Here is a 24,570-nt window from a genome sequence, read left to right on the forward strand (position 1 = left end):
CAGCATATCTGCGCGCCATCCCGTTCCTCCGGTCCCGGCGGCGCTTCGTTGCGTCCGCCGTTTTGGCGTTAGCCTTGGTCCGGAATGCGGGTGTGAGCGACGAGATGGGTCGGCACGGTGCCGTCCCGTGGAGCTAACTCGAAGGAAAACGACACCGTATGGCTCGTATTGCCGGGGTCAACATCCCCACCAACAAGCGCGTCGAGATTGCGCTGACCTACATCCACGGCATTGGTCGCACCAAGGCCAAGGAACTCACCGCCAAGCTGAACATCGCGCCCGAGCGCCGCGTCCAGGACCTGTCGGACCAGGAAGTCCTCCAGATCCGCGAAGCGATCGACGCCGATCACACGGTCGAGGGTGACCTCCGCCGTGAGACCGCGATGAACATCAAGCGGCTGATGGACCTCGCCTGCTACCGTGGCCTGCGCCACCGCAAGGGCCTCCCGGTCCGCGGCCAGCGCACGCACACCAATGCGCGCACCCGCAAGGGCAAGGCCAAGCCGATCGCTGGCAAGAAGAAGTAAGCTTCTTCGTCATCGCAGCTTCACGTCCTTCGAGCCTCGCGCTCAGGACGAACGGATAAGGATAGTAGGATATGGCACGCGAACCTCAGCGCCTTCGGCGCCGCGAGCGCAAGAACATCTCGGCTGGCGTGGCTCACGTCAACGCGAGCTTCAACAACACCATGATCACCATCACCGACGCGCAGGGCAATGCGATTGCCTGGTCGAGCGCCGGCATGATGGGCTTCAAGGGTAGCCGCAAGTCGACCCCGTACGCCGCGCAGGTCGCTGCCGAGGACGCGGGCCGCAAGGCTGCCGACCACGGCGTCCGCACCCTCGAGGTCGAGGTCAAGGGCCCGGGTTCGGGCCGCGAGAGCGCGCTCCGCGCCCTCCAGGCCGTCGGCTTCCAGATCACCTCGATCCGCGACGTGACCCCGATCCCGCACAACGGCGTCCGTCCGAGCAAGCGTCGTCGCGTCTAAGCGCGCGACGCCTCGCTCAAACGCACTGAACCGAACCTCCAGGGGACCGGACGCGGTCCCCGCACTGCCAAGGAAGCAAAATGGCCGTCAACGCAAAGAACTGGCAGGAACTGAAGAAGCCGAACGCGCTGGAGCGCAAGCCCGCGGGTGACGCGCGCCGCAAGGCCGTGTTCGTCGCCGAGCCGCTCGAGCGCGGCTTCGGCATGACCCTCGGCAACTCGCTCCGCCGGGTGCTTCTTTCCAGCCTCCAGGGCGCCGCGATCACTTCCATCAAGATCGAGGGCGTGCTGCACGAATTCTCGAGCCTCGCCGGTGTCCGCGAGGACGTCACCGACATCGTGCTCAACGTGAAGCAGATCGCCCTCAAGTTCGAAGGCGAAGGCCCCAAGCGTCTCCACCTGACCGCGACTGGTCCGGGTGAAGTCACCGCCGGCCAGATCCAGACCTCGGGCGACATCGAGATCACCAACCCCGATCTCGTCATCTGCCACCTCGACCAGGGCGCGACGCTCAACATGGAACTGACCGCGGACGTCGGTAAGGGCTATGTTGCCGCTGCCGCCAACCGCCCGGTCGATGCGCCGATCGGCCTCATCCCGGTCGACGCGCTCTACAGCCCAGTCCGCCAGGTCGCCTACAAGGTGGAGAACACCCGCGTCGGCCAGGAACTGGACTATGACAAGCTGACGCTCACCATCGAGACCGACGGCACGATCAGCCCCGAGGAAGCCGTCGGCTATGCCGCGCGCATCCTCCAGGACCAGCTCGCCCTGTTCGTCGGCTTCGACGACCAGAGCTACCGCGCGGCCTCGCCGATGATCGGCCAGGCAATTCCGTCGTCGGCTCCGATGGGCGGCGGCGCGGTGCCGGAGACCACCGACACCAATCAGCTCAACCGTTACCTTCTCAAGAAGGTCGACGAGCTCGAGCTGTCGGTCCGTTCGGCCAACTGCCTCAAGAACGACAACATCATCTACATCGGTGACCTCGTCCAGAAGACCGAGGCCGAGATGCTCCGCACGCCGAACTTCGGCCGCAAGAGCCTCAACGAGATCAAGGAAGTCCTTGCCTCGATGGGCCTGCGCCTCGGCATGGACATCCCGGGCTGGCCGCCGGAGAACATCGAAGAGATGGCCAAGAAGCTCGAGCAGGAAATGCTCGGCTGATCCGTTCGCCCCGGCCTCGTGCCGGGGCACAAGGGTGAAGGGCAGCCCCTCAAGTCTGCCTGGTCCGGGGTACCTCGTACGGCCCCCGAACGAACGTAAGAAGGAAGATACACATGCGACATCGTGTTGGCGGCCGTAAGCTGCAGCGCACCTCGGCCCACCGCGCGGCCCTGTTCCGGAACATGGCGGCGGCGCTGATCAAGCACGAGCAGATCACCACCACCCTCGCCAAGGCGAAGGAACTCCGTCCCTACACCGAGAAGCTGGTCACGCTCGCCAAGAAGGGCGGTCTCTCCAACCGTCGTCTGGCCCATGCCCGTCTCCTCGACGACGCCCAGCTGGTGAAGCTGTTCGACGTGCTGGCCGAGCGTTACGCCGGCCGCAATGGCGGCTACACCCGCGTCATCAAGGCCGGCATCCGCCAGTCGGACGCGGCGCCGATGGCGATCATCGAATTCGTCGACCGCGACGTCTCGGCCAAGGGCCAGGACTCGGGCCCGGTCATGACCGACGACGAGGACGATCAGCTGGCCGCCTGAGGCACCAGCCTGAAACGAATAAGGGCCGCCCCGGACATCTCCGGGGCGGCCCTTTTCTTTTGCCCTGCGTCAGTCCCTAGCGGCGCGGATAACCCGGCTGCGGGACATTGGCGGTCGCCCGCGCAATCTCGTCCCCAGCGCGGTTGAGCGCGTCACGAATGACCGGCAGCGAGCGGGCGATCGCCTGCCCACCGGACTTCACCGCAACCTTGCTTTCCTCGATCTGCTGATCGAGCTCGCGCTCGTTGGTGCCGGTGACCGAGCGCACCGTCTTGGCGCGGTCGGCACGGGTCGCAGGACGGTTCTCGACCGCCGCCTCGACCTCGCCCACCGGAATGTCGAGAAAGGCCTTGGTGAGCGCCCCGACCATGTTGCCGAGCTGGTCCAGCGTCCGCCCGTCGCTGATCTCCGGCGGCAGGCTCGCCGTCGGGGGGAGCGGATAGGGCTGCGGGTAGGTCTGCGCCGCGGCCGGCACCGCAATCGCGCCGAGCAGCGCGCCGATGATCATGCCTCGCATTTGTCTGTTCCTCGAATCAGCCAATGTGTCGAGGAGCTTAGCATGGCCACCTTGGCCTTGCCTGAACGAGGGTTCAGCGCACCGACAGCCAAGCCAGCGCCGCCGCGCCGGCGACGATGCGGTACCAGGCGAAGGGCGCGAAGCCATAGCGGGTGACGATGGCGATGAACGCCTTCACGACCACCACCGCGACCACGAACGACACCAACGCCCCCAGCGCGATCCACTGAACCATGCCGGTATCGAGCTGAGCATGATGCTTGGCGAGCTGGAGCACGGTCGCGCCGGTCAACGTCGGCACCGCGAGGAAGAAGCTGAACTCGGCCGCCGTCCGGCGGTCGACCCCGAAGCTCATCGCGCCGAGGATGGTCGCACCCGAGCGACTGACGCCCGGGATCATCGCGAGACACTGGACGACGCCGACGGCCACGGCCTGCTTGAGGCTGACCCCGCTGATACCGCCGGTCGGCTCGGTCTTGGCCCAGCGCTCCACCGCGAGGATCCCGAACCCGCCGATGATCAGCGCCCAGGCGACCACCTCGGCGTTGCCCAGCAGGCTCTCGATCACGTCATCGAGGAGCAGGCCGACGACCACCGCCGGGAAAAAGGCGACGAGGAGGTTGCGGGTGAAGATGACCGCCCCCTTCTCCCACCCGAGCAGGCCCCGCGCGACGGTCCAGAAGGTCCGCCAGTAGAGCACGACGATGGCGAGGATCGCGCCGGGCTGGATCGCGATGTTGAACAGCGCCCAGCGGTCGGCATCGAAGCCGAGCAATTCGGTGGCAAGGATCAGGTGCCCCGTCGAGGAAACCGGCAGATATTCGGTCAGGCCCTCGACGATGCCGAGGATGACGACGAGCCAGAGGATCGGCACCGGTCAGCCAGCGCTGACTTGCGAGCGACGGCTGGCGAAGCGGCCGCCGCTGTGGAAGCGGTCGAGCCATTCGGGGGCGACCGAGGCGAGCGGCGTTGGGGTGATACCGAAGGCCTCGAGGCCCGGTCCGGTCGCAACATTGTCGCGCTGGAGCATGATCCACTGGTCGCGCGTCAGCGGCGCGCCCGGGAGGAAGCCGATGCGGCTCATCGCGTCGCCGATGAAATCGGGAAGGTCGATGACCTCCGGAGAGCGCCCCGCAGCGGTGGCGATGGCGCGGTTGAGCTCGTGCATCGTCATGACATCCGGGCCGCCAAGCTCGAAGGTTTGGCCGGCATAACGCTCGGGGGCCTGCGCCGCCTTGGCGATCGCGGCGCCGAGGTCGCGCACGAAGATCGGCTGGAACTTCGTCCGGCCGCCAATGACCGGCAACACCGGAAGGCGGCTCATCGCGGCGAAACGGTTGGTGAACTGGTCTTCCTGGCCGAAGACGACGCTCGGCCGGACGATGGTCGCGGCCGGATAGGCGGCGCGCACCGCCGCTTCGCCCGCGGCCTTCGTCCGCGCGTACCGCGACGCACTGTCGGCGCTTACGCCAATCGCGGACACATGGACGAGGCTGTTGGCGCCCTTGGCGGCGGCAATCTCGGCGATCCGGCCCGGCGCCTGGCCGTGAACTTCCTCCAGCTTGCCATCGAAGGCACCGACGAGATTGATCACGCCCCAGGCCCCGTCGATCGCCGCTTCGAGGCTGTCGGGGCGGGTGAAGTCGGCCCGCACCAGGTCGAGCTGCCCGACCGCGGCCAGCGGCTGCAGGAAGAAGGCATTGCGCGGGGTTCGCTGGGCGACCCGCACCCGAACGCCGGTCTTGAACAGGACTTCGCAGACATAACGGCCGATAAAGCCGCCGCCTCCGAAAACGGTGATAATGCGCTCTCGCCAGTCCGACGCCGTCATGCGCAACGCCCTAGCGTCGCCGACCAAGAGCGACAAGGCGCTCAAGCAGGTTGACAGCCTATCCCCCCGCCCTCTAGTGGCCGCCGCCTACCAGCGAGAAATCGCAGACTTGCTCCTGTGCCCAGGTGGCGGAATTGGTAGACGCACCAGCTTCAGGTGCTGGCGCTCGCAAGGGCGTGGAGGTTCGAGTCCTCTCCTGGGCACCATGGAGACCAGGGTGGCGCGATGGCGCTGCCTTCCCCTGCATCAAAAGAGCAGTACAGCGCTGCAGGCGCCGCCGCCGGTGTCCGGCAGCGGCACCCTCACCGTTCTCCTAGAAAATGCCCTTGCAGTCCGCGGCACTGCCGGCGGTCGGCACGAGGCTGATGGCGGAAATCCGCATCGCCAGCGGGCCGCTCGCCTTCAGCGTCCAGGGTGCGGTGCCGAGGCAACGCAGCGGGAGCCGCATCTGCCGCCAGCCCTTGCCCTCGGCCACGCGGAGCGTCTGCTGCAGGTCGAGCGACGCGCCCAGCGTGACCGGGCCGCTCGGTCCGCGATCGACAGCATAATCGATTACCAGGTCTCGCTGGCCGGCCGCATCGCTGCGCAAGGTCAGGCTGGCGGGACCGGTCCAGGTGAGCAGGCGCGAATCTTCCTGCGCCGTGCGATCGACGCCCTTGATCGTCAGGAGGCCGCCCTGGCTGCTTCCGAGCCATTTGGGTAGCGCCACCGTGCCGCGCTCATCGACGGCGTCGATGGCCAGCTTGGTGAGGCGGCCCTTGCCGAACAATTGCTCTTCCTGCTGCTCGGCAACGAGAAGGGCGCAATCGGTCGCGAAGGTCCTCCGCGGGGCAGGCGCGGCATAGCCGTAGCCCTCGCCACGCCGGAACAGCGGCTGGCCGTCGGTCCCGTTGCCGGCGTCGGCATCGCAGCGCGCCGGCCAGCTGAATGAGAGGCGTCCCGAAAAATCGTGGCGCGGCCGTCCGCTATCGTCACCGATCAGGACATCGGCGACCCCCGCTCCTTCGCTCCCCGGAAGCCAGGCGGCGACGAAGGCGTCGGCTTCGGCCAGCATCGGGTTGACCCACATCGGCCGCCCCGAAAGGAACAGCGCCGTGACCGGAACGCCGGCTTGCTTCAGGCGGCGGACCAGCGCGAGGCTCTCCTCGTCCCGGACGGCGAGGTCCTTCCGGTCGCCGGAAAATTCGGCATAGGGTTCCTCGCCAAACACCACGATCGCGGCATCGGGCTTCTCGGCCGTCTTGCCATCCCGCGCGAGGATGGCACGGCCTCCGCCCTCGCGGAGCGCGGCGGCGATCCCCGCATAGATGCTGGTCGCGCCCGGAAAATCGGCGTTGATGAGGTCGCCCCCGCCCTGCCAGGTGATGGACCAGCCGCCCGCCTGCATCGGCACATTGTCAGCGCCCGCACCGGCGACGAGCACCGTTGCATTGGCGCGCAGCGGAAGCGCCCCGTCGTTCTTCAACAGCACCAGCGACTTGCGCACCGCTTCGCGCGCCACCGCCCGATGCTCCGCGCTGCCGAGCTGCTCGAGCTTTCCGCCGAGCACCCGCGACGAGGGCCGCGGCTTGTCGAACAGGCCATAGGCAAGCTTGACCCGAAGCACCCGGGCGACCGCCTCGTCGAGGCGTGCCATGGGGATGGTGCCGTCCTTCACCTGCGCGACCAGCCGGTCGTAGAGGCCGCGCCACTCCTCGGGCGCCATGTAGACGTCGAGCCCAGCTAGCAGCGCCTGCGGGCAGTCGGTGTTGGTGCAGCCCGGGATCTGCCCGTGGCCATTCCAGTCGCCGACGGTCAGGCCGCCGAACTTCATCTCGTCCCGCAGCACGCCGGTGAGAAGCGCGCGATTGCCGTGCATCTTCTCGCCGTTGATCGACGAGAAGCTTGCCATCACCGTCTCGACCCCGGCCGCGATGGCGGTTGGATAAGGCAAAGCATGAAGTGCCTTCAGCGCCGCGAGGTCGCCGCGCGTATTGCCTTGGTCGACCCCGCCCGTGCCGCCGTCACCGAAGAAGTGCTTGGCCGTGGCAAGGACGTGGCGCTGGTCGAGATGGGAGGAACTCCCGGGGCGACCCTGGAGCCCTTCGACCATCGCACCGCCGAGCGTGGAGACGAGCGCCGGATCCTCGGCGTAGCTTTCATAGGTGCGGCCCCAGCGGTCGTCGCGGGTGACGGCGATGGTCGGCGCGAAGGTCCAGTCGATGCCGGTGACCGCAATCTCGGCGGCGGTGACTTCACCGATCCGGCGGACGAGGTCCGCATCGCCGGTCGCGCCTAGACCGATATTGTGGGGGAAGACGGTCGCGCCGGGGACATTGTTGTGCCCGTGGACGGCATCGGTTCCCCAAAGCAGCGGGATGATCGGCCCGCCATCGTCCATCGGGGCGGTGGAGGCGTCCCACATCGCGTCCGCCAGCTTGATCCACTCGGCGGCGGGGGCCTTGTCATTGCCGCCCGGACCGCTGTTGCCACCGTTGAGGATCGTGCCGAAGCGGTAGCGCTTCACATCCTCGGGCGTGATCGTCGAAATATCGGGCATCACGATCTGCGCAACCTTGCGCTCGACGCTCATCCGACCGAGCAGGTCGGCGATCCTCGCCTCGTTCGAAGCGGCGGTTACCGCGGGGGCCGCAGTCGGACCCGCGGCCGGCGGGACAGTCGCACAGCCGGCAAGGAGCAGGGAAAGCGCAACAAGCGCCCGACGGGACTTCATAGACTGGCTCCGGCGAATAAGCGGGGAATGAGGCGCATCACTTGGCAGCAGCGGCACTGCCCTCGGGGCCGGGCTGGCGCTGGTAGACGCGGACATGGTCGATCTCCATCCGCGCCGGGAAGGCGGCGGCATCGATGCCCTGCTGTCCGCCCCAAGTGCCGCCGACCGCGACGTTGAGAAGGAGATGCATCGGCTTGTCGAACGGCCAGCGATCGCGGCCCGAGGCGACCTTCTTGAACATGAAGCGCGCTTCGTCGTCGACGCCCATCACCATGAATGTCGGGGTCCACATCAATTGATAGCGGTGGAAATCAGTGCAGGCCGTCGGGACATCGAACGCGGCGGTCTTCTGTGACCCGGAGGCGAAGTTGAACGCGCCCGTATGGATCGAGTGATGGATCTTCCCCGGCTGGAAGCCGACATGCTCTATGATGTCGATCTCGCCTCCCTGCGGCCATTTCACCGTGGGGTCCTCGGGCAGCATCCAGATGGCCGGCCAGGTGCCGCGGCCGCAGGGAAGCTTTGCCCGGACCTCGATGAAGCCATAGGTCCAGGCCGCGCGGCCCCGGGTCACGAGGCGTGCCGACGAATAGGCCTTGCCCGCGGCATCGGGCAGCTTCTCGGCCCGCGCCTCGATGATCAGCCGGCCATCCTCGACCCGGGCATTCTCGAGCCGGCGCGCGGTATAATGCTGCTTCTCCTGATTGCCCCAGGCGCTCGCATTGCCCTCGGTCGCAAAGTCCCAGCGGGCCGGATCGGGCAATCCCTTGCCGTCGAACTCGTCGGCGAAGACGAGAGTGTAGCCCGGTGGATTGGCGTGGGGCGTGGGTGCAGGCGGCGCGGCCGAGACCCCGGTCGCCGCTGCCGTCAGGAGAAGGGCTTCAAACATCCTGCGCCTCCCGCATCGTAGAAAAAGGGGCGGCCAGGTCACCCCGGCCGCCCCGCATGCTGACTAGAACTTCAACCGGACCCGGCCACCGAAGGTGCGCGGGCGGGTGAAGAAGCGGGTGTTGTCGAACTGCGTGATGATGATCGCGCTCTCGTGCACCGCATTGGTCAGGTTGTTGACGTACCCCTCGATCCGCAGCTTGCCATTGGCCCCGTGGCTGTAGCCGGCGCCGAAATCAAAGGTCCAGTAGCTTCCGACCTTGTCGTCGAGGCGCCGCTCCGGGGTCAGCGGGGTGAAGTCCTCGCCATTAAAGATCGTCATATATTGCGACGAGCGATAGCCCGCCGACAGGACATAATCGAACTTGCCCGGGCCGACGTCGAAGGTCTGCGAGAGCGAGGCGTTCATCTGCCACTTGGGCGTGCGCGGGAGCCGCTTGTTGTCGATGGACCGGAAGATCGCATCGTCCGGCGCCACGTCGGCCTGGTAGCGGAAGTCCTGGATCGGGTCCGCCTTGTCGACCTTCGCGTCGAGGTAGAGCAGGTTGTAGTTGAGGTTGAGATTGTACGGCAGGTCGAACCCGCCTTCGACGTTGAAGCCCGAGATGTGCGAGTCCGCGGCATTGTAGCTGTAGCTCACCACCAGGGCACCGCTGCTGTTCTCGGGCAGCTCGGCACCGGGCAGGTTGGACAGATCGAGCGCCTGCGCCACCGACAGCAACGAAGTCAGGACCTGGTCCTTGTAGTCGTTGTAGAAGACGGTCGCGTTGAGCTTGGTCCGGACGCTGCCGAGATAGAAGACGTTCTTCGAGCCGAGCTCGTAGAGGGTCACCTTCTCCGGCTTGTAGGTCGGCGCGACGCCAAGGTCGCCGAGGTTGTCGTTGAAGCCACCCGACTTGTGACCGGTGGTCACCAAGGCATAGAGCAGATTGTCCTTGGTGACGTCATATTCGCCGCGCAGGCGCCAGTCGAAGAACTTCTGGCGCATCTTTCCGCTCTGGCGGAAGATCTGCCCCTGGAACGGCACACCGTAGGTGAACTGGCCCGAGCCTTCGAAGCCGTTGCAGGTGAAGAAGTCGCCGGTGATCGTGTCCTGGCACGGGGGGTTGGCACCCGGCACATAGCCGAACGGGCCGTTGGCGAAGATGTTGTCGATATTGTCGCGAACGCCGAACCGCTTCACGCCATTGAAGTAGTAATTGACCACTTCGGCATCCGACACGACGCCGTCATTGTTCGTGTCGGGATTGAAGATGGTGCGATCCTTGATCGCGAACTGGAAGCCTTCGGTGCCGACGCGGACGCCGCCGCAGCAGTTGAAGTTGCCGTCGCCCAGCGCGAAGCCGTAGCGGGCCGCGGTTCCTTCACGGCTCTTGCGGTCGTCGGTCCAGCGGACACCGGCAGTGACCCGCGCCTTGGAGGTCACGGAGTAGGTCGTGTCGGCAAAGACGCCGTAGCTCTTCGCATTGACGTCGGGCATGTTGAATTCGATGCCCTGGAAGAACAGTCCGCGGTCGCCGGTCGAGCCGAGGAAGGCGTACTGGTTTTCCTTGAAGTAGTTGGCGCCGACACTCCAGATCAGCGGGCCGGTGTCCTTGTGCAGCCGGATCTCGTGATAGTGCGACTTGGAATCGTTGAACGATTCGAAGCGCGACCAATTGTCGAGCTCTTCCTCCAGCGTGCCCGGCAACTCGGCGAGATTCTCGAGGATGCCGTCATAGTAAGGCGCGATCGGTGTCGCGGCCATGTAGTCGGACGTGACGCGGCGGTAGCTGCCGACATAGTCGAGCTTGGCGACGCCGAAGTCGTAGCCGATCTCGCCGCGGATGCCGCGATGCTTGATGTCGAGGTCGGGCGTGAAGGCCCGGGCGACGACCGCGCGCGGATCCTTGATGTCATTGGGGTCGATGCCCTCGCCGAGTGGATTGGCATAGTTGCTGCCCGTCCAGCCGGTGCCGGTCTCGTGCATGTAGTCGCCGGCGACGAGGATCCGCAGATTGTCGGTCGGCTCCCACAGCAGCTGCGCGCGGCCCGCGACATTGTCCTCGGCTTCGGCGACGTCGATGTCCGAAACGGGACCGACATTCTTGTAATAGCTGTCGTGGCTGAGCGCGAGGCCGGAGAAGCGGAGGGCGATCTTGTCGCCCACCGGCACGTTGATCATGCCGCGCACGGTCTTCTGGTTGTAGTTGCCATACTCGCCCTCGATCTCGGCATCCCACACGCCGAGACCGGGCTTCCAGGTGATGACGTTGACCGAGCCGGCGGTCGCGTTGCGGCCACGAAGCGTGCCCTGCGGACCGACGTTCACTTCGACTCGCTGGATGTCGAAGAAGGCCGAGCCGATGCCCGACGGACGCGGCAGGTAAACGCCGTCCCAGTGGGTCGCGGCGGCGGGGTCGCCGAGTTCGGTGTTGTTCGACGAGCCGATGCCGCGGATCCAGACTTCGCGATTGATCCCGTTGTTGGCAACGGTCAGGCCGGGGAGGACATCATTCATGTCCGAGATGTTCTGGATGCCGCGCTTCTTCAGCGCGTCGCCGGTGAAGACGGCGGCAGTGCCGGCATAATCCTGAAGATTCTGCTGGCGGCGGTCGGCGGTCACGACGACGGTCGAATCCTTCTCGTCCGCAGCGTCGTCCTTGGTCGGTTGATCGACCGGCTTGTCCTCGGACGCGGTTGCCGTCTCGGCAACGGGCGCGTTCTGGGCGTGCGCCGCGACAGGAAAGAGGAAAGCGGCGAGCGCAGTGCTCGCGGCCAGGCTAAGCCGAACGTTCTTCATGATGTGCCCCTCCAAGCTGGGTCTCCGACTCTCAGCGTAGACATGGCTATCGCGAATTGTGAGCGCTCACAAGACACAAATATGAACGTTCACAAAACGCTCCGGGAGTGGCATTCCAGTCACCGTGGAAGGCACGAGCGAACCCAGGCACACGCGCAACGCGACGATCGAGGATGTCGCACGCCTGTCGGGCGTGTCGCGCCAGACGGTGTCGCGCGTGGTCAATCGCTCGCCCAACGTGAAGCCGCAGGTGCGCGAGCGCGTCGAGCAGGCGATCGAGGCGCTTGCCTACGTCCCCAACCTCAGCGCGCGGCGCATGGGCGGGGGTCGCTCCTACCTCATCCTTGCCGTCAACGACCGCGCGAGGACGATCGAGAACTGGTCCGCCGGACGCGGCAACGACTGGGTCGACCAGATGCTGTTCGGCGGCATGACCGAGTGCCAGCGCCACGGCTATCATATGCTGTTCGAACTGGTGGACACCGATCCCGCGCAAAGCCGCAAGCAACTCTCCGACGTTCTCGCCGCGCTTCGTCCCGATGGGGTCATCCTGACCCCGCCGCACAGCGACAATGACGATCTGCTCGAGCTCCTCGCCCGCCGGTCCATCCCCTGTGCGCGGATCGGCCGCCGCGACGGCGAGAGCTTCGTCGACGTCTTCATGGACGAGGAAGCCGCCGCCTTCGAGGCGACTGAGCATCTGCTGACGCTCGGTCATCGCCGGATCGCCTATCTCGCCGGCAACCCGGCCTATGCCAATTCGCGTTCCCGGATCGAGGGCTATCGGCGCGCCCTCGCGACCGTCGGTGAGGCACCGTCTATCGTCGGCTACGGCGACTTCCACTTCGCGACGGCGGAGGACGTCGTCGGCGGGTGGCTCGACCTCGATGACCGCCCGACCGCAATCATTGCCGACAATGACGAAATGGCCTTCGCCGCGCTTCATGTCGCGGGCCGGCGTGATCTCGCCATCCCCGCAGCGCTGTCGATCATCAGCTTCGAGGATACGCCGGGGGTCCGCTTCAGCGTCCCGCCCCTGACCGCAATCCGCCAGCCGACCGCCGAGATGATCGCAACAGCCTGCGAGCGCCTCATCGCCGCCAGCGCGGGCCAGGGGGGCCTCGGCTCCTATTCCATTCCCTTCAAGCTCGTCCTTCGCGAAACCACCGGCCCGGCCCCGCGATGAGCGGCGGCGCGCGGTCGAACGACGGCGCCTTCGCCTTTCTCTATCCCCTCGCCTTCCTCGGCGCGCACCTCGGCTTCATGCCGCTGCTCGTGCTGCTTCTACCCCGCCGCGTGGCGACTCTCGCGCCGGGCGACGAGATCCGTCAGCTCAGCATCGCCCTGCTCGTCGGCGGGATCACCGCCAGCATCGCGCATCTCGCCGCCGGACGCTGGAGCGATCATGTCTTCGACCGGCGGGGAAACCGCCGCCTCCCCATTGCCCTCGGGCTCGGCGCCCTGGCGGTAAGCTATGGCGCGCTTGCACTTGCGCACGATCTGCCGCTCCTCCTTGCCGCGGTCATCGCCTTCCAGCTCGCGCTCAACCTCATGTTCGCGCCGCTGGGCGCGCTCCTGGCCGATTACGTGCCGCACGAGCGCAAGGGCCGGGTGACCGCCTGGTTGACCCTCGCCCTCCCCGTCTCGACTGCGGCCTCGGGGCTGCTCGCTTTCTGGTGGCCGCGCGACAGCGATGCCGCCTTCGCAATAGTGGCGGTCGCCATCCTCGCCTGCGTACTTCCGCTGCTGATCTTCTGGCCGACCCGGCCGGCGTTTCCTGCCAGCCCGTCCCCAGACGCAGCCCGAGAAAGGGCCATCCCGTTGGGTGACTTCTGGCTCGCCTGGAGCGCGCGGCTCCTCGTCCAATGCGGTGCCGCGCTTGTCATCCATTATCTCTATGTCTTGCTCGCCGGCCTTCCCGCGAGTGCGCGCGTGCCGATGCCCATATCCTCGGCACTCTCTTGGCTGCTGACCGTCGCCGCAGTGGTCGCCGCCATCGCGACCCTCGCCGCGGGTTATCTGTCCGACCGGATCGCCCGACGACGACTGCCGATGATGGCGAGCGGGCTCGCGCTTGCGATCGGCCTCGTCATTCTCGCGGCGACCCCGTCCTGGCACTGGCTGGTCCTCGCTTATTGCCTGTTCAGCGGCGGCCTGACGATCTTCCTCTCGCTCGACGGCGCGCTCGTCGCGACCCTTCTCTCGCCGAGCCCCAGCCGCGGCAAATGGCTTGGCGTGATGAACCTCACCAACACCCTTCCGGCGATCATCACGCCCTCGCTGGCGCTTGCCGCCGCGGCGGCGCTGCCGGCGGCGGGCCTCGTCATCCTGCTGGTCGCAGCGGCCGGGGGCGCGATCGCCGCCTGTCTTCTCGTGAGCCGGATCCGGAGCGTCGCCTGACGTCGCAGCTGCCGTCCCGCCGAGCCCAAGGCAGTTGACCCCGCCCGGGGCAGACGCGAAGGCAGCCTCAAATTTCATTAGGGAGCGGAGCGATGATCGAGGCAGAATGGTGGGAGTATGACGATGTCGCCGAAATGGCCGATGCGGTAGCTGGCGACGTCGGTTTCATCATCGACAGCGCAATCGACGCGCGTGACGCATCGCTGGTGGCGCTGCCCGGCGGCAAGACTCCGCTTCCGATCTTCGACAAGCTGGTCGCCGCCAAGCTGCCGTGGAAGAAGGTCACCATCATCCCGACCGACGAGCGCCTCGTCGCGGTCGACCACGAACTCAGCAATGCCCGCATGCTGGCCCAGCGCTTCATGCGTGCCGGCGCCCGGGTTATCCCGATCGGCGGCGAGAATGACGACGTCGAAGCGGCTGGCAATATTGCCGACGCCCGGCTTCAGGACCTGCCCTGGCCGCCCGACCTCGTCTGGCTCGGCATGGGCGGCGACGGGCACACGGCGTCGATCTTCGCCGGCCCCGATATGCAGAATGCGCTGGACGCGCCCAAGGCCCGGCGTGCGGTGGGCGTGCGCCCCGATCCGCTTCCTGCCGAGGCGCCGGTCGCCCGCGTCACCCTGACCCGCTCGGCCCTCCTTTCGGCCCGGACCTTGATCATCACCATTCAGGGTGATGAGAAGCGCGCCCTGCTCGAGGGCGCGATCCGCGACGGCCAGTCGAGCCGCCTCCCGATTGGTCGCCTGCTGGCCGAGGCCGAACAGCCGATCGATATTCACTGGGCCCCCTGACCGGGCCACTTGCGGCGCCCCGTTCGGCGCCGCCTTTTCCATCGGGCAAAAGAAAAGGGCGCCGGGATTACTCCCGGCGCCCTCTCTTTTGGACTGGTGACCCCGCTTAGAAGCGGAAGCCGCCGCGAACGCCCCAGCCGCGGACATTGCCGACATCGACCCACGCCGACAGGAGCGGACCACCGCCCGCGCCGCCGCCGAGACCGGCCTCGACACGGCCCCAGGTGCCGCGCTTGCCGTCGTCGATCTCGCCGACCAGGTTGCCCGAGGATACCGTGATCGCGTTGTTGTCGCTGAACTCGTGGAAGATCTTGCCGTCCACGAACGGAGCGATCGCACCCGCGAAGGTGGCCCGGGCCTGCAGGCGGCCGCGAGTGCTCTTGTAGCCGGCGTCGTCGAAGTTGACGTTGCCGAAGCTGTAGTCGTCGATCTTGCTCTTCACGTAGCTCAGGCCAGCACCAACGTCGAAGTTGATCCCGCCCGGGTTGCCGAAGCGGAAGCCGACTTCACCATCGATACCCGTGCTGCGGCCGTCCGGACGAGCCGAGCCAAGCGCGATGGCATTGTTGGCGACGCGCAGGTCGTAGGTGTCACGCTTCAGGAGGACGCCCGCATAGAGGCCCTGCTTCGCGCCGAACTGCGCATAGGCACCGTAGTTGTAGCCCTCGGCGTCCAGCTCCGTGCCGAGCGACGAGTCGCCCTTGGCATGTTCGTAGCCGGCGGTGACGCCGACCAGGAAGTTGGAGGCACCGAAGTCGAGGCCAGCCTGCGCACCACGACGGTTGGTCTCGAAGCGGTTGTTCGAGGTCAGCGTCGTGTTGAACACGCTCACGCTACGGCTGCTGTCACCATACTTGTCACGCGAGCCATAGAGCTGCGCCCAGATGCCGAGCGGGTGCTTGCGCTCGTTGCCGTAGTCGATCCGGCGGCTCATGGCGTAGGCCTGATAGGCTTCGGCCGACTGATACCAGAGGTCGCTGCCGATACGGCCCACGAACAGCTGGTCCAGCGTCGAGGGATCGAGGTTGGAAACGAGGAACACGTCGCCCGAGCGGTTGACGAGGCTGTAGTTGATCAGCCCGTTCGCCGCATTGCCGAGGACGAAGGCACCGGCGCCGATGTTGTTGAGCGTCGAGTCGACGATCAGCGCACCGGTCGGGTCCACCACCGGGTTGATGATGTTGGCGAGGACCGTGGTGGTGCCGGTCGTGGTGCCACCGATGACCAGGCGGTCGGCGGTGAGCACGGTGCCGTTGCCGACGACGTCGATCCCGAGGCGAGCGCCCGAGGTCGCGACGTAGTTGCCGCTGATGGTCAGCGTGTCGTTGGCCGCCCCGTCGCGCAGGTCGATGAGACCGGTGGCGAGGTTGTTGAACGTCTCGAGGTTGGCGAGCGTCCGGGCCCCGTCACGCAGGTTCAGCGTACCGGCGTTGTTGAAGACGTCCACGTCGGCGCCGAAGTCGATCGCAGCCGCGGAGCTGGCGTTGAACGTGCCGTTGTTGTTGAGCACGTCAGCACCGGCGCCGAACTGGATGATCCCGCCGTGCGTGAATCCACCATTGTTGGTGAAGGTGTCGTTGCCGGCGAGGAAGTCGATCGTCCCCGTCTGAACATAGTTGGCGTTGTTGTTGATGAAGGTGTCGTTGCCGGCGGTGAAGGCCAGCGGACCGACGATCGAGCCGTTGGCGCCGAGGGTGAGCGTCAGCGGACCACCGACGACGGCATAGGCCGGAGCACCGGTGGTGGTGCTGCGGATCGTGCCGTTGACCGTCAGGCTGTTGCCGGTCGCACCACCGAGGGTGATCGCGGTCGGGCCCTGGACGGTGACGCCGCTGTTGACGACGACGGTCGAGGTCGAGGCCGACTGGGCCCAGATGCCCGAACCGGCGGCCGCCGAGACGTTGCCAGTGGCATTGACGGTGACCGGGCCGCCCGAGACGACGCGGACTGCCGCGAAGTCCGGTGCCGCCGCCGCATTGGTCGCGGTCGAGGTGACCACGCCCGTGTTGACGGTGACCGCGCCGGTGCCGGTGGTGGCGACGTCGATGCCGATCGAGCCCGCGCCCGAGACGGTGGTGGTGCCACCGGTCACGGTGGTGGTGCCGGCCGTGTTGACCACGTTGATGCCGTCGGCGCCCGCACCGGTGGTGCTGATGGTGCTGCCGGTGACGGTGGTGTTACCCGCAGCGGCCACGTCGCAGGCGGTCGAACCCGCACCCGAGGTGGTGATGTTGCCGCAGGCGATCGTGCCGGTGCCGGCCGAGATGGCGACGCCGCGCGAGGTCGCGCCGGTGGTGGTGATCGTGCCCGAGTTGGTGAAGGTCACCGCACCCGTGCCGGCGATCTGGACGCCGTCGGCGTTCGCACCGGTGGTGTTCGCACCGGCGACGGTCGCCGTGATGGCGCCCGCACCGCCGTTGATCTGGAGCGCATCGGCCCCGTTCGCGCGCTGCAGGCCGCCGTTGAAGGCGATCGCACCGGTCGAGTTGATCACGGTACCGGTCGCACCCAGCTCCGACGCGGTCACGGCACCGGTGGTGAGCGTGACGTTGTTGGTACCGGCGTTGACGGTCAGCGCGTTACCGGTGGTGGTGACGGTGCCGACGGTCAGGTTGACCGGAGCGGTCGAGGTGATCACCGCACCCGCCGAACCGGCGCCAGTGCTGACGACGTTGCCGAGGTTGCCGGTAACGCCCGCGCTGTTGATGACGGCGGCGGTGACGCCCGCGCCATCACTGCGCAGCGTGCCCGTGCCGTTCAGCGCGACCGTACCGGTCGAGTTGATCAGCAGCGCATTCGCAGCGCCGGTGCCAAGCGTGGTGATGTTGCCGTAGTTGGCAGTGATCGCGCCCGCGCCGCCGTTGATGACGAGGCCGGCGGCATCCGCACCGCGGATCAGCAGCGGACCGCTGGTCGAGGTGATGGTGCCCGTGCCGTTGAGAACGATACCGTCGGCATTGGCGCCGTCGGTGGTGACCGACGCAACGTTGGTGTTGATCGCACCCGCACCGCCGTTGACGAGAACGCCAAAGCTATTCGCGCCGGTCGTCTTCAGCGCACCGGTGGTGAGCGTGATCGGGCCGGTGCTGGTCAGGGTGATGACCGGAGCATCATCCTGCGAGGTGGTGCCGGTGCCGGTCACGAGGATGATGGCGTCCGCACCATTGTCGATGACCACGGCGTCATCGGTGGTGAGGAGGTTGCCGGTCGTCAGGTTGACGATCCCGCCGCCCGCGCCGTTCACGACGAGGCCGCGACCATTGTCGCCGACCATGGTGATGTTGCCGGTCGAACCGGTGATGGCGCCGCTGGTCGAGTTGAGCGCGATGCCGATCTGGTCGGTGCCGAAGGCTGCCACGCTGGTGCCGGTGACATTGATGTTGCCGCTGGTGGTGGTGATGAGCACCGGATAGCTGGCGCCGTTACCGCCTGTCGTTATGGTGCCGTAGCCCGCCTGGACGTTGCCAGCGCCGCCCTGGATGAGCAGGCCGACCGAATCGTCACCGGTGGTCTCGATGCTGGCGATGTTGGTGGTCACCGCACCCGGGGTCGTGATGTCCACGCCATCGGCGTCGAGGCCATTGGCCTTCACCGCACCGGCAGTGACCGAGACCGCACCCTGCGTGTTGACCAGGATTGCGTCGTAGCCATCGCCAACGGTGGTGACGCCCGCAGCGTTAATGGTCGTCGCGGCGGTGCTTCCGTTCGCAACAAGAATACCGTTGCCGGTCGTGACGACATTGCCGGTCGTGATGTTGGTCGTGCCGGTGTTGCCCGTGACCAAGACGCCGATCGCATTGTCGCCGCCGAAAGTGCCGATCGTGCCGGTGCTGATGCTGAGGTTGGTGCCGCCCGACGCGTTAACGGCGAAGGCGTTCGAACCGTAGGTGAAGATGTCGCCCAGCTGCGCATTCAGCGTGGTGGTCGGATTGAGGACGTAGGCGTCGCCCGCAGCCGAGATGCCGTCGGTCTTGATGACACCGTTGACGGTGAGGTTGATCGCGCCGCCAGAGGTCGCGCGCACCGCATTGTCGCCGTTGGTGATGTACTGGCCGGTGACGTTAAGCGTGGTGGTCTGGTCACCGGTCGAGGTGAGGCTCAGGCCCTGCGAATTGATCACACCGGGACCGGCGGTCGCATTGGTCGTGCCCGTCGCGACGACGACCGTGTTGTTGATGCAGGTGATCGCCGTGGTGGTGGTCGGCGGAGCAGCCTGGCAGACCGTCTGCGCGGCCGCGGCCGAGGGAAGGGCAAAGGCCGCCGCAGCGACCGACGCGGTGCTGAGCAGCGCGAGCTTGGTTGTCCGTGTTGTCACTATTTACTCCCCTGAAAAGGACGCGCGCGACGGCGCCCGCCCCCGTTTAATCGGCACTTTCCTAACGACGGTTACCGCCGCGAGTTTCCTTGCTTCATGACAAAGCAAAACACTGTGGCACTTTAGCTACAATACAGGTGAGGGTCAGCCGAAAACTTTCGGCTCCGATATGAAACTCATTTCAGACGATCGGCCATCCACTCGATATGCTCGGCCATGAAGGTCGAGATGAAGAAATAGCTGTGATCATAGCCACTTCGCCGCCGCAGCAGCAGCTCCTGGCCAGCCGCCCGTGCGGCCCGCTCGAGCAAGTCGGGGCGAAGCTCGCGTTCAAAGAACGGGTCGGCATCTCCGATATCGACCAAGATCTCGGCGGTCCGCGCCCCGCCGTCGAGGAGGGCCACCGAATCGTGGGCTGCCCAGGCGCGTCGGTCGGACCCGAGATAGGCGGAAAAGGCCTTCTCTCCCCATGGCACCCGAGACGGCGCGATGATGGGCGCGAAGGCCGTGACCGCCCGGAACCGGAGGGGATGGCGAAGCGCGATCGTGAGGGCGCCGTGCCCGCCCATGCTGTGCCCGCTAATCGCCTGCCGGCCCTGATCGATCATCGGGAACTCGGCCGCGACCAGCGCCGGCAGTTCCTCGGTGACATAGGACCACATGCGATAATGCGCCGACCAGGGCGCCTCGGTCGCATCGACATAGAATCCCGCGCCGAGACCGATGTCCCAGCCTTCCTGGTCGTGCACCCCGTCGCCCCGCGGCGAGGTGTCGGGCGCGAGAAAGGCGAGCCCGAGCCGGGCGCAGGCCGCCCGATACTCACCCTTGTCGGTGACATTGGCGTGGGTGCAGGTCAGCCCTGAAAGATAAGTGACCAGCGGGACCGTCCCGCTCTCCGCCTGCGGGGGCAGGAAGAGAGAGAAGGTCATCGAAGTGCCGGTCGCCCGGCTGTCGTGGCGAAGCACGAGCTGGCGCCCGCCATGGCTCCGCGCCTCGCTGACGATCTCGACCATCAGGCGGGCTGCGGCATCCGGTGCATGGCGCAGATCTTGTTGCCGTCGGGGTCGCGCAGATAGGCGAGGTAGAGGTCGACCCCCATGCCCGAACGGACTCCGGGATCATCCTCGATCGGGGTGCCGCCGGCGGCAATGCCCGCCTCGTGCCAGGCATGCGCCTGCTCGGGGTTCGCGACGGTGAAGCCAAGGGTGCAGCCGTTGCCGTGGGTCGCGGGCTGGCCGTCGATCGGCTTGGTGATGATGAAGATGCCGCCGTCCTTGAGGTACATGACGCGGCCCTTGGGATCGACGCGACCCTCGCGCCCACCGATCGCGGTGAAGAGGGCATCGTAGAACTTCTTGGACCGCTCGATGTCGTTCGAGCCGATCATGACGTGACTGAACATGGCTGTACCCCTCTCTTAATAGACGACGACGGCGCGGATGCTCTCGCCCGCATGCATCAGGTCGAAACCCTTGTTGATGTCCTCGAGGTCGAGGACATGCGTGATCATCGGATCGATCGCGATCTTTCCGTCCATGTACCAGTCGACGATCTTGGGAACGTCGGTCCGGCCCTTGGCGCCGCCGAAGGCGGTTCCGCGCCAGTTGCGCCCGGTGACCAGTTGGAACGGCCGCGTCGCGATCTCCTTGCCCGCTTCGGCGACGCCGATGATGATCGAGGTGCCCCAGCCGCGGTGGCAGCATTCGAGCGCGGTGCGCATGACTTCGGTATTGCCGGTGCAGTCGAAACTGTAGTCGGCACCGCCATCGGTCAGCTCGACGATCTTAGCGACGATTTCGTCGCGGCTCATGCCCTTGGTGTTCAGGAAGTGGGTCATGCCGAACTTGCGACCCCATTCCTCGCGGTCCGGATTGAGGTCGATGCCGATGATCCGGTTGGCCCCCGCGAGGCGCGCGCCCTGGATCACGTTGAGGCCGATCCCGCCCAGTCCGAACACCACGACATTGTCGCCGACCTGGACCTTGGCGGTGTTGACCACTGCGCCGACCCCGGTGGTGACCCCGCAACCGATGTAGCAACTTGTCTGGAAGGGCGCGTCCTCGCGGATCTTCGCGACCGCGATCTCGGGCAGGACCGTGAAGTTCGAGAAGGTCGAGCAGCCCATGTAATGGAAGATGGTCTGGCCCTTGTAGCTGAACCGGCTGGTTCCGTCGGGCATCAGTCCCTTGCCCTGGGTCGCGCGGATCGCGGTGCAGAGGTTGGTCTTGCCCGACAGGCACGACTTACACTGGCGGCATTCGGGAGTGTACAAGGGAATGACATGGTCGCCGGGCTTCACCGAAGTCACGCCGGCGCCGACCTCGCGAACGATCCCCGCCCCCTCGTGCCCGAGGACCGAGGGAAACAGCCCTTCGCTGTCCAGCCCGTCGAGCGTGTAGGCGTCGGTGTGACAGATTCCGGTCGCCTTGATCTCGACCAGTACTTCCCCCGCCTTGGGGCCTTCGAGGTCGAGCTCCACGATCTCGAGGGGCTGCTTGGGGGCGAAGGCAACGGCGGCTCGGGTCTTCATGGGAAATCGTCTCTCCTGATGCGAGCCCTCGTGGCACAGCCCGACCCCGCCGGTAAACCCGGTGCAGGTATCGTCAAAGCGTGCCAAAATGGCGCCCAGAATCCGCTTGCAACCGCCTTTTCCGTCCGTAAGTTACCGCGCTTCAACAGTTTTTCCGGGCGGGGGTCCGGACGGGGCGGGAGGCTTTTGCGCTGAACTATTTGCAACGCGCTTCGGCGCGGCTTGGCGTGACACTGGCCGTCGTGGCGTTCGGAACCAGCTTGCCTGCGCAGCCGGTGCCATCGGTTGTCGAGGAAGTGAAGGTCGTCACCGCAGACGACAATCGCGCGTCCTTCCTCGTGCGCTTCTCGCCCGCCGAGCCGCAGGCGGCGCCGCTCAACAATAATCCCACGCGGCCCGAGCTGCTGCTTCGCGCGACGCTGCGCTCCCCGCGGGTCAAGCCGCGCGACAATTATCGCGGCATCGTCCGCGCCACGAGCTTTGAAAGCACCGAGAGCGGCCTCCTCTGGCGCTTCGACACCGCAGCCCCCGCGCAGGTCAGCGTGCAGCCGGCTGGCGACAAGACCCTCCAGGTGATCGTCCAGCGCCTGTCCGGCGACGAAGCGATCGGGGCCCGTCCGATCGGGTCCGAAGGCGAGGCCGTTGCTCCTGCCACCGCGCTTCCGGCCTATGTCGAGCCCGGCATCGAAGGCGACAGCTATGAGCTCGTTCCGCTCAAATATGCCGACGTCAGCGAAGTCATCGGCCTGCTCGTCGAGGGCGAGACGATCCAGCCCAACAACGTCTTCATCCGGCGCGAACCCGGCTTCGGCTCGATCGCCAACGCCAACACCCAATATCAGTACAACAACAATCAGCAGCAGCAGCCCGCCAACCAGCAGCCGCTCGGACAGAGCTTCGCCGGCCGCGGGCTTGCGGTCGACCGCCGCCTCAACGCCATCTGGATCACCGGCACCCCCGACCGCATCGCACGAGTGAAAGCGCAGATCGCGGCGATCGACATCCCGGTCGATTCGGTCATCCTCGAGACCCAGTTCGTCGAGCTGACCGAGACCGGCGCCCGAAACCTCGGGCTCGACCTTGCCAATCGCGACGGCCAGATCGCGGTCGGCTCGATCTCGCTCGGCAGCAACACGCCCTTCGGCAACGATCCGCTCGAACCGTTCAAGTCGGGCGTCATCCAGGCCGCCATCTATGCCCAAGTGCAGAAGGGCGAGGGCCGGATCGTCTCGCGGCCGCGGATCGCGGCCCAATCGGGCTCGGCGGCCAAGATCATCACCGGCGATGCGCTTCCGATCCTCACCTCGATCACCTTGTCCGGCGTCAACGGCGTCAGCCAGCAGGTTCAGTACGTCAATGTCGGCGTGACGCTGCAGATCGCCCCGCGCGTCTCGAGCGACGGCTTCGTCACCTCACAGATCTATGGCGTGGTCTCTTCGGTTACCGGCTACAGCCAGGGCTATCCGACGATCAGCCAGCGCGAGGCCGAGACCTCGGCCAGCGTCCGCGACGGCGAGACGTTCGTCATTGGCGGGCTGACCCAGGAGAACAACCTCAAGACCAAGGGGCGCCTGCCGATCCTCGGCGACATCCCGATCGTCGGCACCGTCTTCCGCAACGAGCGGTCGACCCGCGCCAAGACCGAACTCTACATCGTGATCACGCCGAGGATCGTGCGGCATCGCCGCAATGAGGCGCCGCTCCAGCCGGCGCCCTCCCCTGCCGTGCCGGGTCTGACAGGAGGTGCGGGCCGCTAGGGCAGATCCTGCTTCAAAGGACCTGGCGCCTCCCCGACCGGACCACCGGTCGAGCACCCTCGATCTCGACCCTATTGATCGAGGTTAATGCGTTGTTTTTACCGGAAATTTCTTCTGGACTCGCGGTTTTTTGCGAATAGCTTCGTTCATGTCAGCGTCAGTTTTATGGCGTCGGCCGACATCGTTCGAACCGAGGGGGTGCCATCCCATGAAGAAGTTTTTCCTGACTGCCGCAGCCATCGTCCCGGCTGCCCTGATCGCCACGCCGGCCCTGGCCGAGCGCCCGGGCGACAAGATCGAGAACAGCTACATCTGCGTGTTCAAGGCGCGTGAAGTGAACCGCGGCCAGGCCGAGGCCGAAGCCAACCGCTCGGCCCAGGCCGTGGGTGCGCGCGTGAGCCACGTCTACAGCGTCGCCATCCGTGGCTTCGCCGCCGAGCTTCCGGCTCAGGCAGTCGAGCGGATGAAGGCCAACAATCCGAAGATCGAATATTGCGAGCAGGACCAGGTCGTCATGACCGGCCCGGTCTCGGCGCAGGGTCAGCCGACCTTCAATGCGCAGGCCGAGGAAACGCCGTGGGGGATCGCCCGCGTCAACGGCGGTGCCGCCGGCACCTTCGCCACCGCGTGGATCATCGACACCGGCCTCGACTTCTCGCATCCCGACCTCAATGCCGACCTCGCGCGCAGCAAGAGCTTTGTCCGCGACAATTCGCCGGCCGACCAGAACGGCCACGGCACGCACGTCGCCGGAACGATCGCCGCCAAGGCCAATGGCGTGGGCGTGATCGGCGTCGCCCCGGGTGCTCCGGTGGTCGCGGTCCGGGTCCTCGATCGTCGCGGATCGGGCTCGAACTCGGGCGTCATCGCGGGCGTCGATTATGTCGCCAAGAACGGCAAGCCCGGCGATGTCGCCAACATGAGCCTCGGCGGCGGCGTTTCGAGCGCCCTCGACACGGCGGTCATCAACGCCGCGCAGAGCGGCGTGCGTTTCGCCCTCGCCGCGGGCAATGAGAGCGACAACGCCAACAACCACTCGCCGGCCCGTGCCAATGGCCCGAACATCTACACGGTCTCGGCCTTCGCGGTCGGCGACAAGTGGGCGAGCTTCTCGAACTACGGCAACCCGCCGGTGGACTTCGCGGAGCCGGGCGTGAGCATCAAGTCGACTTGGCTCAATGGTGGCTACAACACCATTAGCGGGACCAGCATGGCGACCCCGCACCTCGCCGGCCTGCTGCTCCAGGGCGCAATCGGCAATGGCGGCGTGGTCTCGGGCGATCCCGACGGCAACCCCGACAAGATCGGCGTCCGCTAAGCGCCAGCCTTGGAGGAAACGGAGGCGGCCTG

General features: G+C 66.5%; 19 protein-coding genes and 1 tRNA gene. 10 read left to right on the top strand and 10 right to left on the bottom strand.

Annotated features, from left to right (window positions below):
• Positions 1–158 precede the first annotated feature (158 nt).
• The 4 genes from rpsM (at position 159) to rplQ (ending at position 2,693) form a co-directional block, all read left to right on the top strand.
• Positions 159–527 carry a 30S ribosomal protein S13 gene (rpsM, locus tag AC4GYU_RS01645; protein ID WP_491085167.1) on the top strand — a complete coding sequence of 123 codons (369 nt, stop codon included), beginning with the start codon at positions 159–161 and terminating at the stop codon, positions 525–527.
• A gap of 71 nt (positions 528–598) precedes the next feature.
• Entirely contained in the window at positions 599–988 is a 390-nt protein-coding gene (rpsK, locus tag AC4GYU_RS01650) for a 30S ribosomal protein S11 (protein WP_029941296.1), read from the top strand.
• A gap of 80 nt (positions 989–1,068) precedes the next feature.
• Entirely contained in the window at positions 1,069–2,154 is a 1,086-nt protein-coding gene (locus AC4GYU_RS01655) for a DNA-directed RNA polymerase subunit alpha (protein ID WP_491085168.1), read from the top strand.
• 113 nt (positions 2,155–2,267) lie between these two features.
• Positions 2,268–2,693 (top strand): 50S ribosomal protein L17, encoded by a 426-nt coding sequence (gene rplQ / locus AC4GYU_RS01660; protein ID WP_491085169.1) that lies wholly within the window; start codon positions 2,268–2,270, stop codon positions 2,691–2,693.
• A gap of 76 nt (positions 2,694–2,769) precedes the next feature.
• Here rplQ and AC4GYU_RS01665 read toward each other — a convergent pair whose 3' ends face one another.
• The 3 genes from AC4GYU_RS01665 to AC4GYU_RS01675 form a co-directional block, all read right to left on the bottom strand.
• A complete protein-coding gene (locus AC4GYU_RS01665) occupies positions 2,770–3,210 on the bottom strand; it encodes a hypothetical protein (protein WP_491085170.1) in 441 nt (146 codons plus the stop codon).
• 73 nt (positions 3,211–3,283) lie between these two features.
• The gene (locus AC4GYU_RS01670; protein WP_491085171.1) at positions 3,284–4,084 is read right to left on the bottom strand and encodes an undecaprenyl-diphosphate phosphatase; all 801 of its coding nucleotides are present in this window, start codon (positions 4,082–4,084) and stop codon (positions 3,284–3,286) included.
• A 3-nt stretch (positions 4,085–4,087) separates the two neighbouring features.
• Positions 4,088–5,041, bottom strand: a complete 954-nt coding sequence (locus tag AC4GYU_RS01675; RefSeq protein WP_491085172.1) for a complex I NDUFA9 subunit family protein — start codon at positions 5,039–5,041, stop codon at positions 4,088–4,090.
• Between the two features lie 119 nt (positions 5,042–5,160).
• Here AC4GYU_RS01675 and AC4GYU_RS01680 point away from each other — a divergent pair.
• Positions 5,161–5,247 (top strand) — tRNA-Leu (locus tag AC4GYU_RS01680).
• A 107-nt stretch (positions 5,248–5,354) separates the two neighbouring features.
• Here the strand turns inward: AC4GYU_RS01680 and AC4GYU_RS01685 are convergent.
• The 3 genes from AC4GYU_RS01685 to AC4GYU_RS01695 all read right to left on the bottom strand — a co-directional run bounded on the left by AC4GYU_RS01685 (position 5,355) and on the right by AC4GYU_RS01695 (position 11,424).
• Positions 5,355–7,754 carry a glycoside hydrolase family 3 protein gene (locus AC4GYU_RS01685; RefSeq protein ID WP_491085173.1) on the bottom strand — a complete coding sequence of 800 codons (2,400 nt, stop codon included), beginning with the start codon at positions 7,752–7,754 and terminating at the stop codon, positions 5,355–5,357.
• Between the two features lie 37 nt (positions 7,755–7,791).
• Positions 7,792–8,643, bottom strand: coding sequence for a glycoside hydrolase family 16 protein (locus AC4GYU_RS01690; RefSeq protein WP_491085174.1), 852 nt, complete (start codon positions 8,641–8,643; stop codon positions 7,792–7,794).
• 63 nt (positions 8,644–8,706) lie between these two features.
• On the bottom strand, positions 8,707–11,424 hold the full coding sequence (locus AC4GYU_RS01695; RefSeq protein WP_491085175.1) for a TonB-dependent receptor: 2,718 nt from the start codon (positions 11,422–11,424) through the stop codon (positions 8,707–8,709).
• A 124-nt stretch (positions 11,425–11,548) separates the two neighbouring features.
• On the opposite strand from AC4GYU_RS01695, the gene AC4GYU_RS01700 reads away from it, so the two are divergent.
• The 3 genes from AC4GYU_RS01700 to pgl all read left to right on the top strand — a co-directional run bounded on the left by AC4GYU_RS01700 (position 11,549) and on the right by pgl (position 14,618).
• Entirely contained in the window at positions 11,549–12,610 is a 1,062-nt protein-coding gene (locus tag AC4GYU_RS01700) for a LacI family DNA-binding transcriptional regulator (protein WP_491085176.1), read from the top strand.
• Positions 12,607–13,824 carry an MFS transporter gene (locus AC4GYU_RS01705; protein WP_491085177.1) on the top strand — a complete coding sequence of 406 codons (1,218 nt, stop codon included), beginning with the start codon at positions 12,607–12,609 and terminating at the stop codon, positions 13,822–13,824. The genes AC4GYU_RS01700 and AC4GYU_RS01705 overlap by 4 nt, the downstream gene beginning before the upstream one ends.
• A 92-nt stretch (positions 13,825–13,916) precedes the next feature.
• Positions 13,917–14,618, top strand: a complete 702-nt coding sequence (pgl, locus tag AC4GYU_RS01710; RefSeq protein ID WP_491085178.1) for a 6-phosphogluconolactonase — start codon at positions 13,917–13,919, stop codon at positions 14,616–14,618.
• Between the two features lie 106 nt (positions 14,619–14,724).
• Here pgl and AC4GYU_RS01715 read toward each other — a convergent pair whose 3' ends face one another.
• The 4 genes from AC4GYU_RS01715 to AC4GYU_RS01730 form a co-directional block, all read right to left on the bottom strand.
• Complete coding sequence (locus AC4GYU_RS01715; protein WP_491085179.1) at positions 14,725–18,933, bottom strand: beta strand repeat-containing protein; 4,209 nt, start codon at positions 18,931–18,933, stop codon at positions 14,725–14,727.
• Positions 18,934–19,109: 176 nt separating this feature from the next.
• Positions 19,110–19,946 (bottom strand): S-formylglutathione hydrolase, encoded by an 837-nt coding sequence (gene fghA / locus AC4GYU_RS01720; RefSeq protein ID WP_491085180.1) that lies wholly within the window; start codon positions 19,944–19,946, stop codon positions 19,110–19,112.
• Positions 19,946–20,335: a VOC family protein gene (locus AC4GYU_RS01725; protein WP_491085181.1), complete on the bottom strand. Its 390-nt coding sequence runs from the start codon at positions 20,333–20,335 to the stop codon at positions 19,946–19,948. The genes fghA and AC4GYU_RS01725 overlap by 1 nt, the downstream gene beginning before the upstream one ends.
• Before the next feature lie 15 nt (positions 20,336–20,350).
• Positions 20,351–21,463, bottom strand: coding sequence for an S-(hydroxymethyl)glutathione dehydrogenase/class III alcohol dehydrogenase (locus AC4GYU_RS01730; RefSeq protein ID WP_491085182.1), 1,113 nt, complete (start codon positions 21,461–21,463; stop codon positions 20,351–20,353).
• Between the two features lie 296 nt (positions 21,464–21,759).
• On the opposite strand from AC4GYU_RS01730, the gene AC4GYU_RS01735 reads away from it, so the two are divergent.
• Both AC4GYU_RS01735 and AC4GYU_RS01740 read left to right on the top strand, forming a co-directional pair.
• Positions 21,760–23,220, top strand: coding sequence for a type II secretion system protein GspD (locus AC4GYU_RS01735; protein WP_491085183.1), 1,461 nt, complete (start codon positions 21,760–21,762; stop codon positions 23,218–23,220).
• Between the two features lie 208 nt (positions 23,221–23,428).
• The gene (locus AC4GYU_RS01740) at positions 23,429–24,538 is read left to right on the top strand and encodes a S8 family peptidase (protein ID WP_491085184.1); all 1,110 of its coding nucleotides are present in this window, start codon (positions 23,429–23,431) and stop codon (positions 24,536–24,538) included.
• Positions 24,539–24,570 lie beyond the last annotated feature (32 nt).

It is taken from the genome of Sphingomonas sp. SP2 (genome assembly GCF_058313385.1).